The organism is Streptomyces sp. NPDC044921, from assembly GCF_056432865.1.
This window is the reverse complement of record NZ_JBWKIF010000033.1, coordinates 37,481-54,828: the sequence shown is the minus strand read 5'-3', so window position 1 is coordinate 54,828 and position 17,348 is coordinate 37,481. Positions and strand designations below refer to the sequence as shown.

Below are 17,348 nucleotides of genomic sequence, written 5' to 3'. Positions count from 1 at the left end.
CCTGGCACCTACTAAAAACTTTTGTGTTCGCGCGGCCCCGGTTTTTGGCCACTGGTGACCACCACCTGGTGTTCCCCCCGGTCACGGGGGGCGGGGGGGGGCCGCGGGGGGGGGGGGGCCCCCCCCCCGGCCGTCGTCAGGGCCCGGATTCCGGGCACGGCGCCAGCACCAGCATCGTGACGTCGTCCCGGACGTCCGGGCAGTGCCGCACGAGATCGGTCCACACCCGCTCGGCCAGGGCGGACGGGTCGGCGGCGGTCAGGCCCGGCAGCCGCTCGGCCAGCGGGTAGAAGGCTCCCTGCGCGTCCCTGGCCTCCGTGACGCCGTCGGACGCGAGGAAGAGCCGGTCGCCGGCGCGCAGCCGCACCGAGGCGACCCGGGGCGGGACGGCCCCGGCGAGTCCCAGCCCGAGCGGCGTCCCGGGCTCGACGTCCAGTTCGACGACCCGTCCGTCGCGGATCAGCAGCGGGCCGCACTGCCCGCACGCCACGATCCGCACCAGCCGGGCGTCGGCGGAGAAGTCGAGCAGCACCGCCGTGGCGAACAGCTCGGCGTGCGGGTCGTCCGCCGAGTCCACCGTGAGCCTCCGGTCGAGCCGGGCCGCCACCGCCTCCGGGTCCGGCTGGTCCAGCACCGCCTCCCGGAAGGCCCCCAGCAGCGAGGCGACCGTGGCGACGGCCGACAGACCGTGCCCCTGGACGTCCCCCATGACCGCCCGGACGCCGTAGGGGCCCGCCCGTACGTCGAAGAAGTCGCCCCCGACCAGCGTCCCGCGCTGCGCGGCCCGGTACAGGCCCGCGCACCCCACCGGCCCCACCCGCCGCGGCAGCGGCGGCACGACGGCCCGCTGCGCGGCCTCGGCCACGGCCCGCTCGGTGACCAGCTGCGCGTCCCGCCGGCTGCGCACGTACGACAGCAGCACGCTCAGCACGGACACGAAGGTCACGGTCAGCACGTCGGTACTGCCGGGATCGTCCAGGTTGAAGACCGGGACGGTCAGCACGAGCACCGCGAGCGCCCCGAGCACGGCCGTGGCCGCCGGCCCGTGCGCCAGCACGGCCAGCGGCGGGATGGCGCCCAGCAGGAAGCCGATGTCGAGCGGGTCCGGGCTGAGCAGCTCCGCCAGGCACACGCCCACCAGCAGCGCCGTCGGCAGTACCCGGGCCCACCCCGGCGGCGGTGCCCCGCGCAGCCAGCCGGGCCGGTCCCGGTCGGGGGCCGTGCGGGACCGGCGCGTCACTCTCACACCACCACGCTGCAACGCCCGCCCGGCCACCGCACGCCGGGGCCGCACCGCCGCGGACGGCCGTGACCCGGCTAGAAGGGCGTGAGCGTGAGCCGGAAGCCCGTGGGGGCCGTGTCCTGGATGTAGGAGGCGAAGTCGGCCACGTCGTCGAAGGCGAAGCCGTACGCCTTCCCGTCCCGGGCCGCCGCGTGCATGGCCTTGGCGTAGTGGTTGGTCAGCTCGCCGCGGTAGAACGACGCCGGGTCGGTCGTCGGCTGGGCGGCGGAGCCCAGCAGCGTCGAACGGTTGAACCCGGCCCCGAGGACCGCGGCGACCGGGCCGGTGGTGCCGTCGTTGGGGGCGGCGAGGGCGCCGTCGCAGAACAGCACGTCACGCGTGGAGGGCCTGCCGAAGGAGACCTCCGCCGGTCCGGTGAAGGTGAACCGTTCGCCGCGCACCCGGCCGGTGAAGGTGCCGGCGTTGGTGGTCACCGTCAGGTCCCGGCCGGTGTACGTGCTCCACACCTCGTCGATGGCGGGCGCGAAGTAGTCCTCGGGGAACAGCCCGGCGTCGAGGCCGTGGCCGGGGGCGATGATCCGCGTGTCGTCGATCACCAGCCGGGCGAACTCCGGGACCCGCCGGACGGCGGCGAACGCGGCCGCCCGGCCCCCGTCGCGCAGCGTGCCCGTCGTCTGGTCCTCGGCGCCGGTCAGCCGGATGCTCATCGGCACGCTGAACATGTCGACCATGGTGGTGTTGCAGAACATGCCCGCGGAGTTGTAGGTGAACTCGGCGCAGTCGTGCAGCACCCCGTAGTTGGGGTCCGAGGACACCCAGCCGGCCGGGTACTGCAGGGCCGGGTCGCCGGCGCCGTCCGTGACGACCTTGAACTTCAGCTTCGCGCCGAGCGACACGTAGATGCGGCCCGACATGTGCGGCAGGGACAGCCGGGTCTCGCCGCTGCCGGCCAGGGGGATCGCGTAGTCGGTGAAGCCGTCGGGGCCGTTGTCCGACAGGGCCACCGGGGCGAGGGTGCCGTCGGGACGCAGGCGCACCTGGCGGCCGTCGGCGTTGCCCACGACGTAGACGTGGACGCTCGCGTTGCCGAACGAGCCGCTGTCGTTGACGAGCGTCACGGGCAGCGCGGCCGCCGCCTTCGGCGTACTCGGGGTGGTCTCCGCGAGGGCGTGGGGGGCCAGCGCGGCGACCGCCGGGGCGGCGACCGCGGCACCGCCGAGTCCGGCGAGGAGCGTACGGCGGGTGACGGGGCGCCGGTGACGAGGAGTCATGTGGGGGGCCTCCTGTTGTGCGGGTGGGAGAACCGTCTGAGAGCGCTCTCAGGCCGGTCGCCACGGATGCTACGGACGAGCGGCGTCCCGGCCAACTCGTCCGTCACGAACAAATCCCCCGTACCGCCGCTCACTCGGACGCCTTTAGGAGTCGCTTAACCCGCTCTTGAGGGCCGGTTGAGCCCGGCCGGGAAACCCGTGGACGGCCCGCCGGCGATCCCGTAACGTGTGGCCCCCGCGCCCGAGGCCGACGAGAGGAGGGAAGAGCCGTGCAGTTCACACCGTTCCCGCGCTCCCTCCCCGTGGTCCCGGCGTGCCTCGACTGACCCGGCCGGGAGCGCTCTCGCAGCAGCCCATCCCGGAGGACACCCATGACCGCTCCGGTCATCCGCGCGCTCGACACGAGCGACGCCGCACTCTTCGACACCCTGCCCGACCCGCTGGGCGCCCGTGAGGGCCACCGGCTGACCCGGCACCGCCCCGACTGGAAGCGCGTGGCGTTGCGCGACGGCCGCGTCGTCGCCCGGGGCGCCTGGTGGGGCGGCCCCGACGACACCACACCCGTCAACGTGAACTGGTTCGACGTCGCGGAAGGCGAGGAGGACGCGGGCGCCGCGCTCCTGCGCTCCGCCCCCTGGCAGGTCGAACTGGAACTCAACCTGCCGGCCGGCTGGCGCGACGACCCGGCGCTGCGCGACGCCGCCAAGGCCCGCGTCACCGCGGCCCGCCGAGCCGGTTACGACCTCCTCGTCGAACGCCTCCTGTACCGCTGGACCCCCGGCCGGGGCCTGCCCGAGCGGCCCGGGCGCCTGGAGTTCCGCGCCGAACCGGACGACGCCGTCTTCTTCGACGCGCTGCGCCGCATCCACTCCGCCACCCTCGACGCCCACGCGCTCAAGGCGATCGCACAGGGCGGACTCGACCGGGCGGCCCAGGAGGAACTCGACTTCTTCCACTGGTGCCCGTCACCACGCGACTGGTGGCAGGTGGCGTACACCCCGCAGGGGGAGAGGGTCGGCATCCACATCCCGGCCCACAACCCGTCCGGCCCCTGCATCGGCTTCATCGGCGTCATGCCGGACCAGCGCGGCCGGGGCTACGCCTACGACCTGCTGGCCGAGTGCACCCACTTCCTCGTCGAGCGGGGCGCGGAGTTCATCACCGCCGCCACGGACCGGGGCAACACCCCGATGGCCGCGAACTTCACCAAGGCCGGCTACCCGGTGGTCCGCGAGCGCCTCAACTTCGAGCCGCCCCGGGAGAACCGCACCACCTGACGGGTCTAGCGCGCGCCGCGGTCCAGCAGGTCCTGGGCCGCAGCGAGGATCTCCGTCACCCGGAGCCCGAACGCCGCGTCACAAGGGTGCGGGCGGCCCGTCCGGGCGGCGGCGAGGAGGGCGTCCGCGGCCCGCATCAGGGCCGGGACGGCCCCGTCGCCCCCGTCCGGCAGGACCGCGACCCCGGCCTCGCCGCGGAGTTCGACGGTGGCACCGGCCGCGGCGGGTGGTGCCGTCAGGCTCAGGGTGAGGGTGCTGGACGCGCCGCCGGCGTGGTCGAGGACCACGTACACCGTGTCCCCGGGTCCGTGCGCGGCCGCCGTCACGCGCCGCACGTCGCCGAGCACCGGCAGCAGCACGGACAGGGCGTGCGGGCCGACGTCCCACAGGGCGCCCTTCTCGCGCCGCCAGGGCGTCGCGAAGGGGCTCTCGCCGGTGAACACCGCGCCGAGCCACTGCGCCCGGGCGGTGAACCAGCCCCGCTGTGCCGCCTGTTCGGCGATCCAGGCCTGCGGCCCGGGCTGGAAACGGGTCGTGAAGAACACGACCGAGGCGACACCGGCCGCGTCGGCGGCCTCGACGACGGCCCGCCCCTGCTCGGCCGTCGGCGCCAAGGGCTTGTCGAGCAGCAGATGGCACCCGGCCCGCGCCGCCCGCACGGCGAGATCGGCCTGCACCTGGGGCGGCAGCGCCACGGCGACCGCGTCCACGTCGGCGAGGAGCGCGTCGACGTCGTCGTACGCCCGCACACCGTGCTGTTCGGCCAGTTCCTTCGCGGCCTCGGGGCGACGCCCCCACACGCCCGCGAAGTCCAGCTGGTCGTGCCCGCTCAGGGCGGGGGCGTGGGCCATCCGGGCCCAGGGTCCGGTACCGAGCAGTCCCATGCGCATGCTGCCGCCTTTCGCCGTGCCTGGGCGAAGAGCGTGACACACGACCGGCGGGCGACGGGCCGCAGGGGTGCGGAAACGAGAAGGACGCGGCTCGGAGGCGCTAGGCGGCGAGCTCCTTCCTGATGCGGTCCAGCATGAACGCCGACGACTCCCGGGCCCGCTCCTCCCGGGCGAAGACACAGGCGGTGGCGACACCGTCGAAGCCGAGCTCGCGCAGGGTGCCGAAGAAGGCGTCCCAGTCGACCTCGCCCTGACCGATGTCGAGGTGCTGGTGGATCCGGGCGGGGGTGCCACATCTGCCTCTCCAGCGGCACCGACACCGAGCCGACCTCGGGCGGCTTCTCCCAGCAGCCGGGCAGCTCGGCGTCGTCATCACCGCTGAGGCTCACCGCGAACGAGCCGCCCCGGGACGTTTCCGTGCCGGGCGGTTGTCCGCGCCCATCAGGGTGAAGCCGGTGGTGGTCTCCGGCATGCCGTGCATGATCCGCTCGGCTGGGCTCCGTTCCAACAGGGCTGTTAGCGTGCCTCCTGGGCCGAGGGGGAGGACACCGCTCATGACATCGACGTTCCGCATCGGCGGGGACCTGGACGTACACCGGCTGGGGTTCGGGGCCATGCATCTGCCGACCGGGCCGGGCCCGGAGCGCGAGAACGCCCTCGCCGTGGCCCGGCGGGCCGTGGAGCTGGGTGTGAACCTGATCGACACCGCCCACCTGTACGGCGGCGGAGCCAACGAGGAGCTCCTCGCCGAGGCCCTGTACCCCTACCCGCGAGGGCTGCTCATCACCACCAAGGTCGGTGTCGCCCGCACGGGGCCGGGCGGCGACTGGAAGCTCGACGGGCGGCCCGCGATCCTGCGCGAGCAAGTCCGGCAGGCCCTGCGCCGGCTGCGCGTGGAGCGGATCGAACTGCTCCAGCTGCACCGCATCGACCCGGACACACCGCTCGCCGACCAGCTGGGCACGCTGCGCGAGCTGCAGACCGAGGGCCTGGTCGGACGGGTCGGACTGTCCGAGGTCTCCGTCGCCGAGCTGGCGCGGGCCCGGGAGATCGTCGACGTGGTGAGCGTGCAGAACCGGTACAGCCTGCTCGACCGCGAGCACGAGCCGGTCCTCGACGCCTGCGCGGCGGCCGGTATCGCCTTCCTGCCGTGGCGGACCGTCGCCTGGGGGAAGGCCGGTGCCGAGGCCGCGGTCGCCGCCGTGGCGGCCGAGCTGGGGGCCACGCCGACCCAGGTGGCGCTCGCCTGGCTCCTGGACCGCTCGCCCGTCGTGCTGCCGATCCCGGGCACCGCGCGGATCGAGCACCTGGAGGAGAACGTCGCAGCGGCCGGGCTGGAACTGACGCCCGCCCAGCGCGCCCGGCTCGACGCGCTGGCCGGGGCGGCCCGGAGCGAGGCCGGCTGAGGAACGGGGTCCCGCCGTGGAGTCGAGTCCGGCCGGGGAGCCGGATGCGGGTGACGTGCCGGCTCCGGCCGAGGAGCCGGGGCCGCGGCAGGCGGGATCACCCCTCGTCGGAGGCCGCGCTGTTCCAGTCGTACGGGCCGCCGCCCTGCCACTCGATCAGCTCGGTGTCGTCGACCGCCGTGTCGGCCGTGGGCAGGCCCTCGCGGTGCACCAGGTCGAGCACGTCGAACAGGCTGTAGGCGACGCCCATGTTCTCGCCGCGGATGGTCACCAGCCGTCCGCCGTCCGGCGCGGGCGGCTGCACGACCACAGGGGGTTGACCGTCCATGACCCCACCATGCGCCCGAAACGGCCGCTCCGCAGCTCGATCGCGTCCACAAGCGGTAACGGGCCCCACCCGGCGCCGGCGCCCCCCGGCGCCTGTACGCCGGTGACAAGGGGCGATCCGGAAACTGAGTTCTCATCAGCACCCCCTGGGGGTCCGTCCGCCACCGCCCTAGCGTCCCTGGCATGGACATGAACCGCAGGAGAAGAGGGGCATGGCGCGGCGCCGCGCTGACCCTGCTGCTGACCGCCGGGACGCTCACGGCCGCCGCGCCGGGCGCCCGGGCCGACGGGGCACGCACCGAGACGCCCGTTCGGTCGACGTCGCCCGTGACCGGTGTGACGGAGACGGTGGTGCGGGTGAAGGTGCCGCTGCCGGAAGCGGCCGGGCCCCGCCCGGCCGCGTGCGACTGGCTGTCGTATCTGCGCTACCGCTCGGCCGACGGCCCCGCCGCGTCGGCGGACGCGGACCGGATCCTCGTCGCCCAGCCCGGCATCCTGGAAGGTGCCGGGGCGTTCGACAGCGTCGCCCGCAACACCGTGGCGCGCGCCGCCGAGCAGGGGCTGCACGTGGAGTTCTGGGCGCTGGACCGGCGCTCCAACTGCCTGGAGGACCGCACCGGCATCGCCTCCGGCGACCAGCACACCGCGGTCGACTACTACTACCGCGGCAAACAGGTCGACGGCCGGACCTTCGGCGGCTTCGCCGGCAACGGCGCGCTGGGCTGGATGGCGAAGCTCGGCATCGAGCAGACCGTCCGGGACCAGTACGACCTGCTCGCCGCCGAGTTGCCGGGCCAGGCGCAGCGCAAGCGGAAGGTGCTGTGCGGCGGGCACTCGCTCGGCGGGGTCATCACCGGGTACTTCGCCGCCGCCGACTTCGACGGGAACCCGGCCACCACCGCCGACGCCGGACACCGCCAGTGCGCCGGCTACTTCGCCCTCGACACCACCGTCTCCACCTCGCTGGCCGACCTGAGCGGGAGCCTGCCAGGCGACACCAACCTGCCCGACGTCGGCGTCGGTTACGGGGTCGTCCAGGCGGGGCTCGACAGCGGGGTGCTGCCGCGCACGCTGTCCGCGCCGGTGCTGCTCAACCCCGAGACCATGACGCTGCTCGGCATCGCCGGGATGGGCGCCCTCAAGGACCCGGACGCCGAGGCGGACCTGCCCCGCTACCTGCCCTCCAACCTCAACATCGAGGGCACCCACCGCTTCCTGTTCTCCAAGGACACCGCCGCCTTCCTCACCGGCAGGCCCGCCGTGAAGGACTTCCGGCTCACCAACGGCGCGGTGCTCGGCGCGCTGCTGGACGACAACTCCGTGCCGCTTGCCTTCCTCCAGACCAGCGTCGGCTTCTTCGACGGCGGGCCGGTCGCGGACAAGAGCTTCCCCGTCGCCAACGGCGGCACCCGGCAGCCGGGCCTGTACGGCACCGCCTACAAGGCCATCCCGGACCGGCCGCGGGGACCGCTCTACACCTGGCGGAACTACGACCGCGTCGGCGACCCCGACGACCCCGGCCACCGGTCCGCCGACGGCACGCCGTTCACCGGCCCCGGCGAGGAGGTCACCGACGTGCGGCAGCTGGCCCGCAGCCTGGCCGAGCAGCCGCTGGACTTCACCGAGCAGTACTTCCCGACCAAGCTGGTCACCGACATCCAGCTGGCCGGCTCGCCCCAGGTGAAGCGGCTCGTCGTCCATCCCGAGGGGCTCAGGGCCAACCCGGTGCTCACCGTCCTCGCCGGTGAAGGACTGCTGGCCAGCCGGGTCCCGCCCGAACTGCGCCCCGTCGTGGCCGACGGCTACCAGCACCTCGACGTGCTCACCGCCGCGGCCGAGCAGAACGACGGCAGGCCCGAACCCGTCTCCACGAGCCTCGCCGCCTTCGCGCGCACGCCGCGCTGAGGCCACGGCCCGCACGCCCGGGGCCCGGGAGGAGATCCTCCCGGGCCCCTTCGTCGTACTCGGGCGGCTGGAGACGGCCCGCCGGGCGGCTAGAGCCGGCCCGCGGCGAACGCGGCCGCCGTCTCGGCGTCGCCGCGGTAGCCGAGGTGCGCCCCGACGTCGTTGCCGCCGCTCTCGCAGACCGGGTCGCCCTTGGCGCAGATGTCGAGCGTGCGGCTCTGGTAGGTGCCGGTGACGCTCTTGCCGAGGGCCCGGATCGGGTTGCCGAACAGCAGCACGGCGGCCACCTTCGGCTCGACCGCGGCGGGCAGCGTGGCCACGATCGGGCTGCCGACCACCGCGCCCGCGCTGCTGACGCCGATCGAGTTGTCGACGACATTCGCGCCCTGCGAATATCCGACGAGCACGAACTTCTGATCCGGGCAGGCGGCGGCCTGGCTCCGCACGTGATTCACCAGGTCCAGGTTCCCCTGGGCGGCGGACGTCGGGGAGAGGTCGGCGGGATAGTTCACCCTGTAGCTGGTGATGTTCTTCCCGGCGGCTTTCTTCTGCAGGGCGGAATACACCGGGTCGCCGACGATGAAGCCGAGAGTGCCCGGCTCGAAGGTGCCGCGGGCCGAGACGAGTTCCACGTCCGAGCAGGCCGCGGCGGCGGCCGGGGGAGTCGAGACAGTGGCGAGTCCGGCCCCGCCGGCCAGCGAGAGCGCGGCGAGGCACAAGCGGATGCGCATGGGGAATCCTCCGCGGGTGAGGCGCGTTGGCGCCTGCGAAAAAGGACGGCCCGAACGTATGCGCTCTCCAGTGCCTGGTGTTATGGACGGGATTATGGAAACCCCGGCGATTTTTTGTCCCCCGTTGAGTACCGGGAATCAGTCCCGGCGCGTGTGCAGGGATTCCGCGCGCAACGCGAGAATGAGGTCCAGGCGCGTTTCCGGATCGTGCAGCGCGTCCCCGAAGAGCTTCTCCAGCTGCCGCAGGCGGTAACGGACCGTCTGCGGATGGATGTGCAGCCGCACGGCCACGTCCGGCACGTTGCTGCCGTTGAGCAGCCACGCCAGCAGCGTCTCGGCGAGCCGCTCGCGCTGTCCCGCCGACACCGTGTCCAGCGGCGCGAGGACCCGGCCCCGGAGCCGTTCGAGGAGCCGTTCGTCGCCGTACAGCAGCAGCGTCGACAGATGCTCCGAGCAGTGCACCACGCCCTGCCGGGGCAGGATCCCCCGCCCCATCAGCCCCAGGGCGCGGATGGCCGGGCGCAGCGACTGCGCCGCCTCGGTGACGGCGACCACCGGGCCGACCGCGGCGGGCCGTCCGCGCAGCGCCAGCGTGAAAGCCCGGCCGAAGCGGCCGGAGCCGTCCGGGTCGGGAACCAGCATGCGGGGCGGCCGGGCCTCCATGTCCACCAGCGCGCCCGCCGCCGCGAGCGGCCGCTCCTCCTCCCGCCGGTCCGGAGCCGCCGCGAGCGCCACCACGGCGACCGTCCGGGGCACCGGCCAGCGGGCGGCGTGCGCCAGGTCCTGCACGGCCTCCAGCGCGACCGGGCCGTCTTCCAGGAGCAGGTCGAGCAGCCGCCTGCGGCGCCGCTCCAGCTCGTCGGAGCTGCGCAGCTGTGCCTCGGCGTAGCCGGCCGCGGCCGCCTGGGCGACCTCGTGCACGGTCCGGAACGCCAGCTCCCCGAGCGCGGTCACCGCCGTGGACTCCAGGCCGAGCTCCTCCGCCGTACGCCCCATCAGCCGCCAGGCGTGCAGCCCGCCGACGCGCAGCGCGGACTGCAGGGCGTCCAGGCTCCGGCCCTCCAGGGCCTCGCCGCGGCCGAGTTCGTAGTAGGTGGCCGCGATCGCGCCCCCGTCGTCGCGCGGATCCGCGACGTGGTCGACGAACAGGGTCAGCGCCTGCACCACCCCGGCCCGCAGGTTCCTGCGGTAGGTCCCGTCGGCGGGCCGGGCGTATTCCGGGACCTGGCGGCGGACCTCCTCCTCCACCTCGTCGGCGACGGCCGGCAGCCGTTCGCGCAGCAGCTCGGCCAGTTCGGGGGGCACGGACGGGGCGCCGGGGCGGTCCGGCACCCCGCGGGGGGTGGGCACAGCCATCACGGACACTCCTTTCGACCGGAAGCGGCTCACCCGCTGGCTAGTGCCGGTGGGACGAGTGGGAAGTGCCGTGTTGGACGGACGACCCCTCCGCTCCGTTCCGTGCCCCGACGGCACCCGCGTCACTCCGGCACGCCCAGCGCACGGGCGAGCATCGGCCACGAGGCGGTGAACTCGCGCTGCCAGTAAGGCCAGTCGTGTCCTCCTCCCGAGTAGAAGTGGGTGGTCGCCGGAACGCCCAGCCGGGCCAGGGTGCGGGCGAAGCCCTGAGCCGAGGGCCACAGGGCGCTCTCCAGCACCCCGGGCAGCGGATCGCCGCTGCCACCGGCCAGCCCGCTGCCCTGCGAGACGTACAGCGCGGTGCCGCGCAGACCGGCGGCGCGGGCGCGCGGGTTAAAGTCCCGCCAGGTCGGCAGGTTGAGCAGCGGGTGGCCCCACAGGGAACCGGCCGGCAGGTTCTCGCGTGCCACGATGGCGTCCATGATGGCGGGAACACCGGGGGCGGTGGTGTCCAGGATGCCGCTGTAGGAGGCCGCGGCCCGGAACGCCCCGGTGTGGCGGGCGGCGTGCGCCATCGCGCCGTAGCCGCCGGTCGAGACTCCGGCGACCGCCCGTACGGGTGAGGCCCGGTAGTCCCGGGCGAGCAGGGCCGGCACCTCCGACACCTGGAAGGTCTCGTAGTCCGGGCCGCCGCGCCACGCGCTCGGGACGCCCGTCGGCCCCGCGTCCGGCATCGCCACGATCAGGTCGCGGCCCTCGGTGAAGGCCTCGATGCCCGTCTCGCGGGTCCAGGACGTGTAGTCGTCGTGGGCGCCGTGCAGCAGGTACAGCACGGGGTACTTCTTGTCCGGCCGGGTGGCGAAGTCCGACGGCAGGATCAGCCGGACCGGGGCACTGCGGCCGAGCGCGGCGGAGGACACGGACACGTCCCGGGTGCGTGGCCCGGGCCGGGCGGCGGCCCGGGCGCGGGCCGTACCGGTCACGGCCCCGAGCAGGGTGGCGAGTCCGGCGGCGGCCGTCGCCCGGGCGACGGCGCGCCGGGACATTCCGGTGGCGGGCTGGGGCGGCAGGTCGGGCATGGCGGCTCCTCGGGTCACGGTGGTTCAGGGGGCCCGCTCGGCGAGCACCCGGCTCAGATGGGCGGTGATCGCGTCGACGTGCGGCGGATCGAGCAGCGACAGGTGGTGGCCGGACACCGGCACGACCTCCAGGCGCGGGCACACCTCGTCCCAGCCCAGTGCCGCGTCGTCCCGCTCGTACGCCGGGTCGCGCACGGTGTGCGGCGCGGGCTCGGTGGCCCGGTAGAGGACCACCGGGCCGTCGTGGCGCCCGGGCCGGTGTGCCTCCCCGGCGCCCAGGTCCAGGTACGAGGCCCGCTGGTGCTCCAGCGCGGCGTCCGGCACGTCGGCGGCCTCGCGCAGCGCCCCCAGCACGGTGTCGATCCGGGCCCGGTCGTCGTCCATGGCCACCAGATCCGCGTAGGGCAGTTCCAGCCGCACCCCGTAGGCGTCGGCCACGTGCCGGGCGAAGCCCTCGAAGTGGGCCCGGACGCGGTCGGCGCGCGTCAGCCCGGGCCGGGGCAGGGGGCGTACGGAGTCGATGAGCACGACCAGGCGGACGTCCCGCCCGGCGGCGGTCAGTTGCCGTGCCGCCTCCTGGGCGACGAAACCACCGAAGGACCAACCGCCCAGCACCAGGGGCCCGTCGGGGTGGGCGGCGGCGATCGCCTCGGCGTAGCGGCGGGCCTTGTCCGGCACGGTCCGGGCCTCCTCGATCCGCGCCAGGCCGTACACCGGCCGGTCGTCCCCGAGCCGCTCGGCCAGCGCCCGGTAGACGGAGACCGGGCCGCCGGCGGCGTGGGCCAGGAACAGCGGCGGCCGGGAACCGGTCGCGACCAGCGGGCGCAGCGGGCCGTCCAGGGCCGCGCGGACGCGGGCGGCGGCGTCCTCCACGGTGACGGCGGTGAACAGCGCGCGCAGGGGGAGCGCGATGCCGAGGTCGCGCTCCACGGCCGTGCGGATGCGGACGGCCATGAGCGAGTCCAGGCCGAGGTCGGCCAGCGCGGTGCCCGGCGTGACACGGGCGGGGGAGTGGCCGGTGACGGCGGCGATGTGGTGGGTCAGCAGGGCCAGGGCGGTGGAGGGGTCCGCCGGGTCGGGGGCAGCCGAGCCTCCCGTTGCCGTTGCCGTTGCCGTTGCCGTTGCCGTCGCCGTCGCCGTCGCCGGGTGCCGGGCCGGGGCGGCCGCCGACTGGTCGGACGCCCCCGCGGTGCCGTGCGCCGCCCCGGCAACCGGGCGCGCGGGCTCACCGCGCGCCGCCCGGCCGTCCGTCCACCAGTGGCGTGTGTGCCGCCACCGGGGCCGCGGCAGGTCGACCACCCGGCCCGGGGGCACGGGCAGACGCAGGCCCGCCGCGTACAGCGCGCCCAGCTGCCCGGCGATCGCCGCGGACCCGTCGGCGTCCCGGCGCAGCGTCGCCAGGGCGAGGGCGCCGGGCACGGTGTCGGTGACGGCGCCCGTCAGCACCGGATGGGGCGAGATCTCGACGAACGCCGTGTGCCCGTCGGCCGCGGCCGCGGCGAGGGCCCGGTCCAGCCGCACGGGCCGCCGCAGGTTGGCCGCCCAGTGGCCCGCGTCGAAAGCCGAGTCGCCGCGCGGGTCGTCGAGGACGGTGGAGTACACCGGGACGGCCGAGGGCCGTCCCCGGACACCGGACAGCGCGTCGGTCAGCTCCGGCAGCAGCACGTCCACCTGCGGCGAGTGCCCGGCGCCGACGACCCGCATGGCCCGGGCCGCCCGCCCGCGGGCCCGCAGCCCGCGCACCAGTGAGGCCACCGCCGCCTCCTCTCCCGTGACGACCTTCTGCCGGGGAGAGGAGTGCACGGCGACCTGCACGCCCGGCTCCAGGGACGCCACTTCGTCGTCGTCCAGGTCCACCACGGCCATCGCCCCGCCCCGCAACCCGCTGAGCAGCCGGGCCCGTACGGCGACGACCCGGGCCCCGTCCGCCACGTCCAGCGCGCCCGCGCACACGGCCGCCGCCACCTCGCCCAGGGAGTGGCCGATCACGGCGGCGGGTTCGACGCCGTACGAACGCCACAGCTCCGCCAGCGCCAGCTGCAGCCCGAACAGCACGGGCTGGGCGACCTCCAGCCGGTCCAAGGGCGCCCCGGAGGACAGATGGTCGCCCAGCGACAGGCCGCATTCCGGGGCGAGTTGCGGGTCGAGCTTCTCCACGGCGGCGGCGAACGCGGGTTCCTCGGCCAGCAGCCGGCGCGCCATGCCCGGCCACTGGCTGCCGTAACCGGAGAAGACCCAGACGGGACCGCGCCCCACACGGTCCACCTCACCGGCCACCACCCGCGCGTCCGCGCGCCCGTCGGCCAGCGCCTGAAGGGCCGTGACCAGTTCGGCCCGGTCCCGGGCCACGACGGCGGCGCGCACCGGGCCCCGGCCCGTCCGCCCGGCCAGGGTGCGGGCCACGTCCGCGGGGTGCGCGGTGCTCTCGCGCAGCCACGCGGCGAGCCGGCCCGCCGTGTCGCGGACGCGGCCGGTGCCGATGTCCGAGAGCAGGTGCAGGCGGGCGGCCGGCTCCTCGGCGGGGCGTGCGGGGGCCGGGCCGGGCGGCGCCTCCTCCAGCACGGCGTGGGCGTTGGTGCCGCCGAAACCGAACCCCGAGACGCCCGCCACGGCGGTGCCGCCGTAGCGCGGCCAGGGCTCCGGCTCGGTCACCACCCGCAGCCGGGCGTCGGTGAGGGAACTGCCCGCCGCGCAGTGCAGCGACGGGGGGACGGCGTCGTGGTGCAGGGCCAGCACGGTCTTCACCAGACCGGCGACGCCCGCGGCCGACTCCAGATGACCGAGGTTGCCCTTCACGGACCCCAGCAGCAGCGGCTGGTCCGGGTCGCGGCCCGCGCCCAGCACCGCGGCCAGCGCGCCCGCCTCGATCGGGTCGCCCAGCGGGGTGCCGGTGCCGTGCGCCTCCACGTAGTCGACCCGCCCGGCGGCCAGCCCGGCCCGCGCGTAGGCGCTCTCCAGCAGCGCCTGCTGGGCGGCCGGGTTGGGGGCCATGAGGCCGTTGGAACGCCCGTCGGAGTTGACGGCGGTGGCGCGCACGACGGCCAGGACGCGGTCGCCGTCCCGCTCGGCGTCCGACAGCCGCTTCAGGACCACCGCCGCGCAGCCCTCGCCGCGCCCGATGCCGTCGGCGGCGGCCGAGAACGGCTTGCAGCGCCCGTCCGGGGCGAGGGCGCCCGCCCTGCCGAAGGCGACCGTGACGGCCGGTGACAGCAGCAGATTGACCCCGGCGGCGATCGCGGTGTCGCTCTCGCCGGTGCGCAGGCTGACACAGGCGTGGTGCAGCGCGACCAGCGAGGAGGAGCAGGCCGTGTCCACCGCCAGGCTCGGCCCGCGGGTGTCCAGTACGTAGGCGAGCCGTCCGGCGGCCACGCCCAGGGCGCCCCCGGCCGGGGCCCAGGGGTCGACGGCCGCCGGGTCGGCGCCGGTGAGCTGCCCGTACTCGGGGGCGGAGATCCCCACGAACACACCGGTGGCCGTGCCCGCCAGCGACCCGGCCGGCACGGCCGCGTGGTCGAGCGCCTCGTGGACCACCTCCAGCAGGATCCGCTGCTGAGGGTCCGTCACCGCGGCCTCACGCGGGCTGATCCGGAAGAACTCGGCGTCGAACCCGGCGATGTCGTCGAGATAGCCGCCCCACGCCTGCGCCTCGGCCGGCGGGACGGGCGTGAAGTCGCGCCAGCGGTCCTCCGGGACGCGCCGGATCGCGTCGACGCCCTCGTTCAGCAGCCGCCAGTAGTCCTCCGGGCCGTGCACCGAGCCGGGCAGTCGGCAGCCCACCCCGACGACCGCCACCGGCTCCGCCGGCCCGGCCGGTGCCCCGGCCCGTGCGGCGGGCACGGCCCGCGCCTCCGTGGCGCACAGCCGTGCCACCAGGGCCTCGCCCGTGGGCGTCTCCCACAGCAGCGTCGACGGCAGGTCGCGGCCCGTGGCCCGGGACAGCTCGCCGGCCAGGGCCACGGCGTCCCGCGAGGCCATGCCGAGGTCCGCCAGCGGCCGGTCCATCGGGACGGCCTCGGGCGGGGTGCCGTACCAGACGGCCACCCGCTGTGCGACCAGCCGGCGCAGCGCGCCCTCGTCGAGCGGCCTCATCCGGCGGCCCCCGCCGTCGCCGCCCCGTCCCGCCCGCCGTACGCGCCCTCCAGGTACCGGGCCCGGGTCAGCGCCCGCGACACCTTGCCGCTGGAGGTGCGCGGCACCGTCCCCGGCGGCACCAGGACGACGTCGGCGAGCCGCAGCCCGTGCCGGGCCGAGACGGCGCCGCGCACGGCCCCGGCCAGGGCGGGCACGTCGAGGTCCTCCAGGCGCGCGGTCCGCGCGTGCTCCGCCACCACGACCACCCGCTCGCCCCCGGCCCCGCCGGGCACGGCGAACGCCGCCAGCCGGTCCCGCCGGACCGCCTCGTGCGCCTCCTGGGCCGTCGCCTCGACGTCCTGCGGATAGTGGTTGCGGCCGTCGACGATGATCAGGTCCTTCAGCCGCCCCGTGACGACCAGGTGGCCCTCCAGCACCGTCCCCAGGTCACCGGTGCGCAGCCAGCGGCCGGGGGCGTCCCCGGCCGCCGCGAACCGGGCGCCGAACACGTCGCGCGCGTCCCGGTTCCAGTAGCCGCGGCCCACGTTGGGGCCCTGCACCCAGATCTCCCCGACCTCGCCCTCCGGCAGCGGCGCCCGGGTCACCGGGTCGGCGACCCGGACCGCCTGGCCGGCCGGGGTGCCGCAGCCCGCCAGCAGCACGGCCCGGGGATCGTCCGGGCGCGCGGGCAGCGCCTTCCCGGCGGCCAGGGCGTCACGGTCCAGCGTGAACCGCGTCAGCGGTTCACCCGGCCGGGCCGCGCTGACGAACACGGTCGCCTCGGCCAGCCCGTACGAGGGGCAGTGCGTCCCTGGCGACAGGCCCTGGCCGGCGAACGCCGCGTGGAACCGGTCGGCCGTGCCCGGGCGCACCGGCTCGCTGCCGTTGATCAGCGCGGTCACCCGGTCCAGCCGCAGGCCCTCCTTCTGGTCCGCGGTGACGGAGGCGACGCAGTAGTCGTAGGCGAAGTTGGGCGCCGCGCTGATCGCGTGCGGATGGGCGGCGAGCAGCCGCAGCCAGCGCACGGGCTCGTGCAGGAACGCCGCCGGATCCATCAGCACCGACAGCGTGCCGCGCACCACCGGCGCCGCGACGCTGAGCACCAGACCCATGTCGTGGTAGAGCGGCAGCCAGCCCACGCAGGTCACCGGGTGGGTGTCGGCCCCGTAGGCGGCCAGCGCCTGGCGGGCGTTGGCGACGACGTTGCCGTGGCTGATCTCCACGCCCGCGGGGGCCCGGGTCGAGCCGGAGGTGTACTGCAGGTAGGCGGTCGCCGCGGGTGCGGGGGAGACGGGGCACCAGTCGCGGCCCGCGTCGTCGGGCACCTCGTCCGCGACGAGCATCCGCGGTCCGCCGGCGCCGAGGAACTCCCGCACCTCGTCCCGGCCCGGGCCCGTGGTCACGACCACCGACGGGGCGGCGTCGGCCAGGACGCCCGCGAGCCGGTCCGCGTGGCCGGGCAGCCCCGGCGGGTACAGCGGCACGGCGACCAGCCCGGCGGCCAGGGCCGCGAGGAACGCGGTCACGTAATCCGCGCCCTGGGGACACAGCAGCGCGACCCGGTCCCCGGGTCCGGCCGACTCGGCCAGGCGCGCGGCCAGGGCCCGCACCCGCACGTCCAGGCGCCGCCAGGTGAGCGTGCGGTGCACGCCGCGCGAGTGCGGGGCGGGGTGCTCGACGTAGGTGAACGCCCGGCGGTCCGGGGCGGCCCCGGCCCAGTGCCGCACGTACTCCGGCAGCGTCGGGCACGCGGGCGCGAGCGGGGGGCGGCGGTTGTCCATCAGGCGGGGCT

At 75.7% G+C, this 17,348-nt stretch carries 12 protein-coding genes and 1 pseudogene; 3 read left to right on the top strand and 10 right to left on the bottom strand.

All coding sequences use genetic code 11. The features are described 5' to 3' along the window. Positions 1-136 precede the first annotated feature (136 nt). Positions 137-1,246 carry a PP2C family protein-serine/threonine phosphatase gene (locus AC07DA_RS34350; protein WP_479132147.1) on the bottom strand — a complete coding sequence of 370 codons (1,110 nt, stop codon included), beginning with the start codon at positions 1,244-1,246 and terminating at the stop codon, positions 137-139. A gap of 71 nt (positions 1,247-1,317) precedes the next feature. Next, positions 1,318-2,514 (bottom strand): beta-1,3-glucanase family protein, encoded by a 1,197-nt coding sequence (locus AC07DA_RS34345; protein WP_479132145.1) that lies wholly within the window; start codon positions 2,512-2,514, stop codon positions 1,318-1,320. Between the two features lie 371 nt (positions 2,515-2,885). On the opposite strand from AC07DA_RS34345, the gene AC07DA_RS34340 reads away from it, so the two are divergent. Continuing rightward, entirely contained in the window at positions 2,886-3,791 is a 906-nt protein-coding gene (locus tag AC07DA_RS34340) for a GNAT family N-acetyltransferase (protein ID WP_479132143.1), read from the top strand. A gap of 5 nt (positions 3,792-3,796) precedes the next feature. Here AC07DA_RS34340 and AC07DA_RS34335 read toward each other — a convergent pair whose 3' ends face one another. Then, positions 3,797-4,681 carry a Gfo/Idh/MocA family protein gene (locus AC07DA_RS34335; protein WP_479132142.1) on the bottom strand — a complete coding sequence of 295 codons (885 nt, stop codon included), beginning with the start codon at positions 4,679-4,681 and terminating at the stop codon, positions 3,797-3,799. Between the two features lie 100 nt (positions 4,682-4,781). Then, positions 4,782-4,973, bottom strand: a pseudogene (locus tag AC07DA_RS34330) (TIM barrel protein); the annotation flags it as partial. A gap of 262 nt (positions 4,974-5,235) precedes the next feature. Here AC07DA_RS34330 and AC07DA_RS34325 point away from each other — a divergent pair. Further along, entirely contained in the window at positions 5,236-6,087 is an 852-nt protein-coding gene (locus tag AC07DA_RS34325; protein WP_479132141.1) for an aldo/keto reductase, read from the top strand. A 97-nt stretch (positions 6,088-6,184) separates the two neighbouring features. On the opposite strand, the gene AC07DA_RS34320 is transcribed toward AC07DA_RS34325, so the two are convergent. Further along, positions 6,185-6,415: a hypothetical protein gene (locus AC07DA_RS34320; protein WP_479132140.1), complete on the bottom strand. Its 231-nt coding sequence runs from the start codon at positions 6,413-6,415 to the stop codon at positions 6,185-6,187. Positions 6,416-6,603: 188 nt separating this feature from the next. On the opposite strand from AC07DA_RS34320, the gene AC07DA_RS34315 reads away from it, so the two are divergent. Beyond that, positions 6,604-8,319, top strand: coding sequence for a hypothetical protein (locus AC07DA_RS34315; RefSeq protein ID WP_479132149.1), 1,716 nt, complete (start codon positions 6,604-6,606; stop codon positions 8,317-8,319). An 89-nt stretch (positions 8,320-8,408) separates the two neighbouring features. Here AC07DA_RS34315 and AC07DA_RS34310 read toward each other — a convergent pair whose 3' ends face one another. The 5 genes from AC07DA_RS34310 to AC07DA_RS34290 all read right to left on the bottom strand — a co-directional run bounded on the left by AC07DA_RS34310 (position 8,409) and on the right by AC07DA_RS34290 (position 17,337). After that, on the bottom strand, positions 8,409-9,050 hold the full coding sequence (locus AC07DA_RS34310) for a cutinase family protein (RefSeq protein WP_479132139.1): 642 nt from the start codon (positions 9,048-9,050) through the stop codon (positions 8,409-8,411). A gap of 138 nt (positions 9,051-9,188) precedes the next feature. Further along, the gene (locus AC07DA_RS34305; protein ID WP_479132138.1) at positions 9,189-10,406 is read right to left on the bottom strand and encodes a PucR family transcriptional regulator; all 1,218 of its coding nucleotides are present in this window, start codon (positions 10,404-10,406) and stop codon (positions 9,189-9,191) included. Positions 10,407-10,528: 122 nt separating this feature from the next. Then, entirely contained in the window at positions 10,529-11,485 is a 957-nt protein-coding gene (locus AC07DA_RS34300) for an alpha/beta hydrolase (RefSeq protein ID WP_479132136.1), read from the bottom strand. 24 nt (positions 11,486-11,509) lie between these two features. Then, a complete protein-coding gene (locus tag AC07DA_RS34295; protein WP_479132135.1) occupies positions 11,510-15,574 on the bottom strand; it encodes a beta-ketoacyl synthase N-terminal-like domain-containing protein in 4,065 nt (1,354 codons plus the stop codon). Beyond that, complete coding sequence (locus tag AC07DA_RS34290; protein ID WP_479132134.1) at positions 15,571-17,337, bottom strand: fatty acyl-AMP ligase; 1,767 nt, start codon at positions 17,335-17,337, stop codon at positions 15,571-15,573. The genes AC07DA_RS34295 and AC07DA_RS34290 overlap by 4 nt, the downstream gene beginning before the upstream one ends. Positions 17,338-17,348 lie beyond the last annotated feature (11 nt).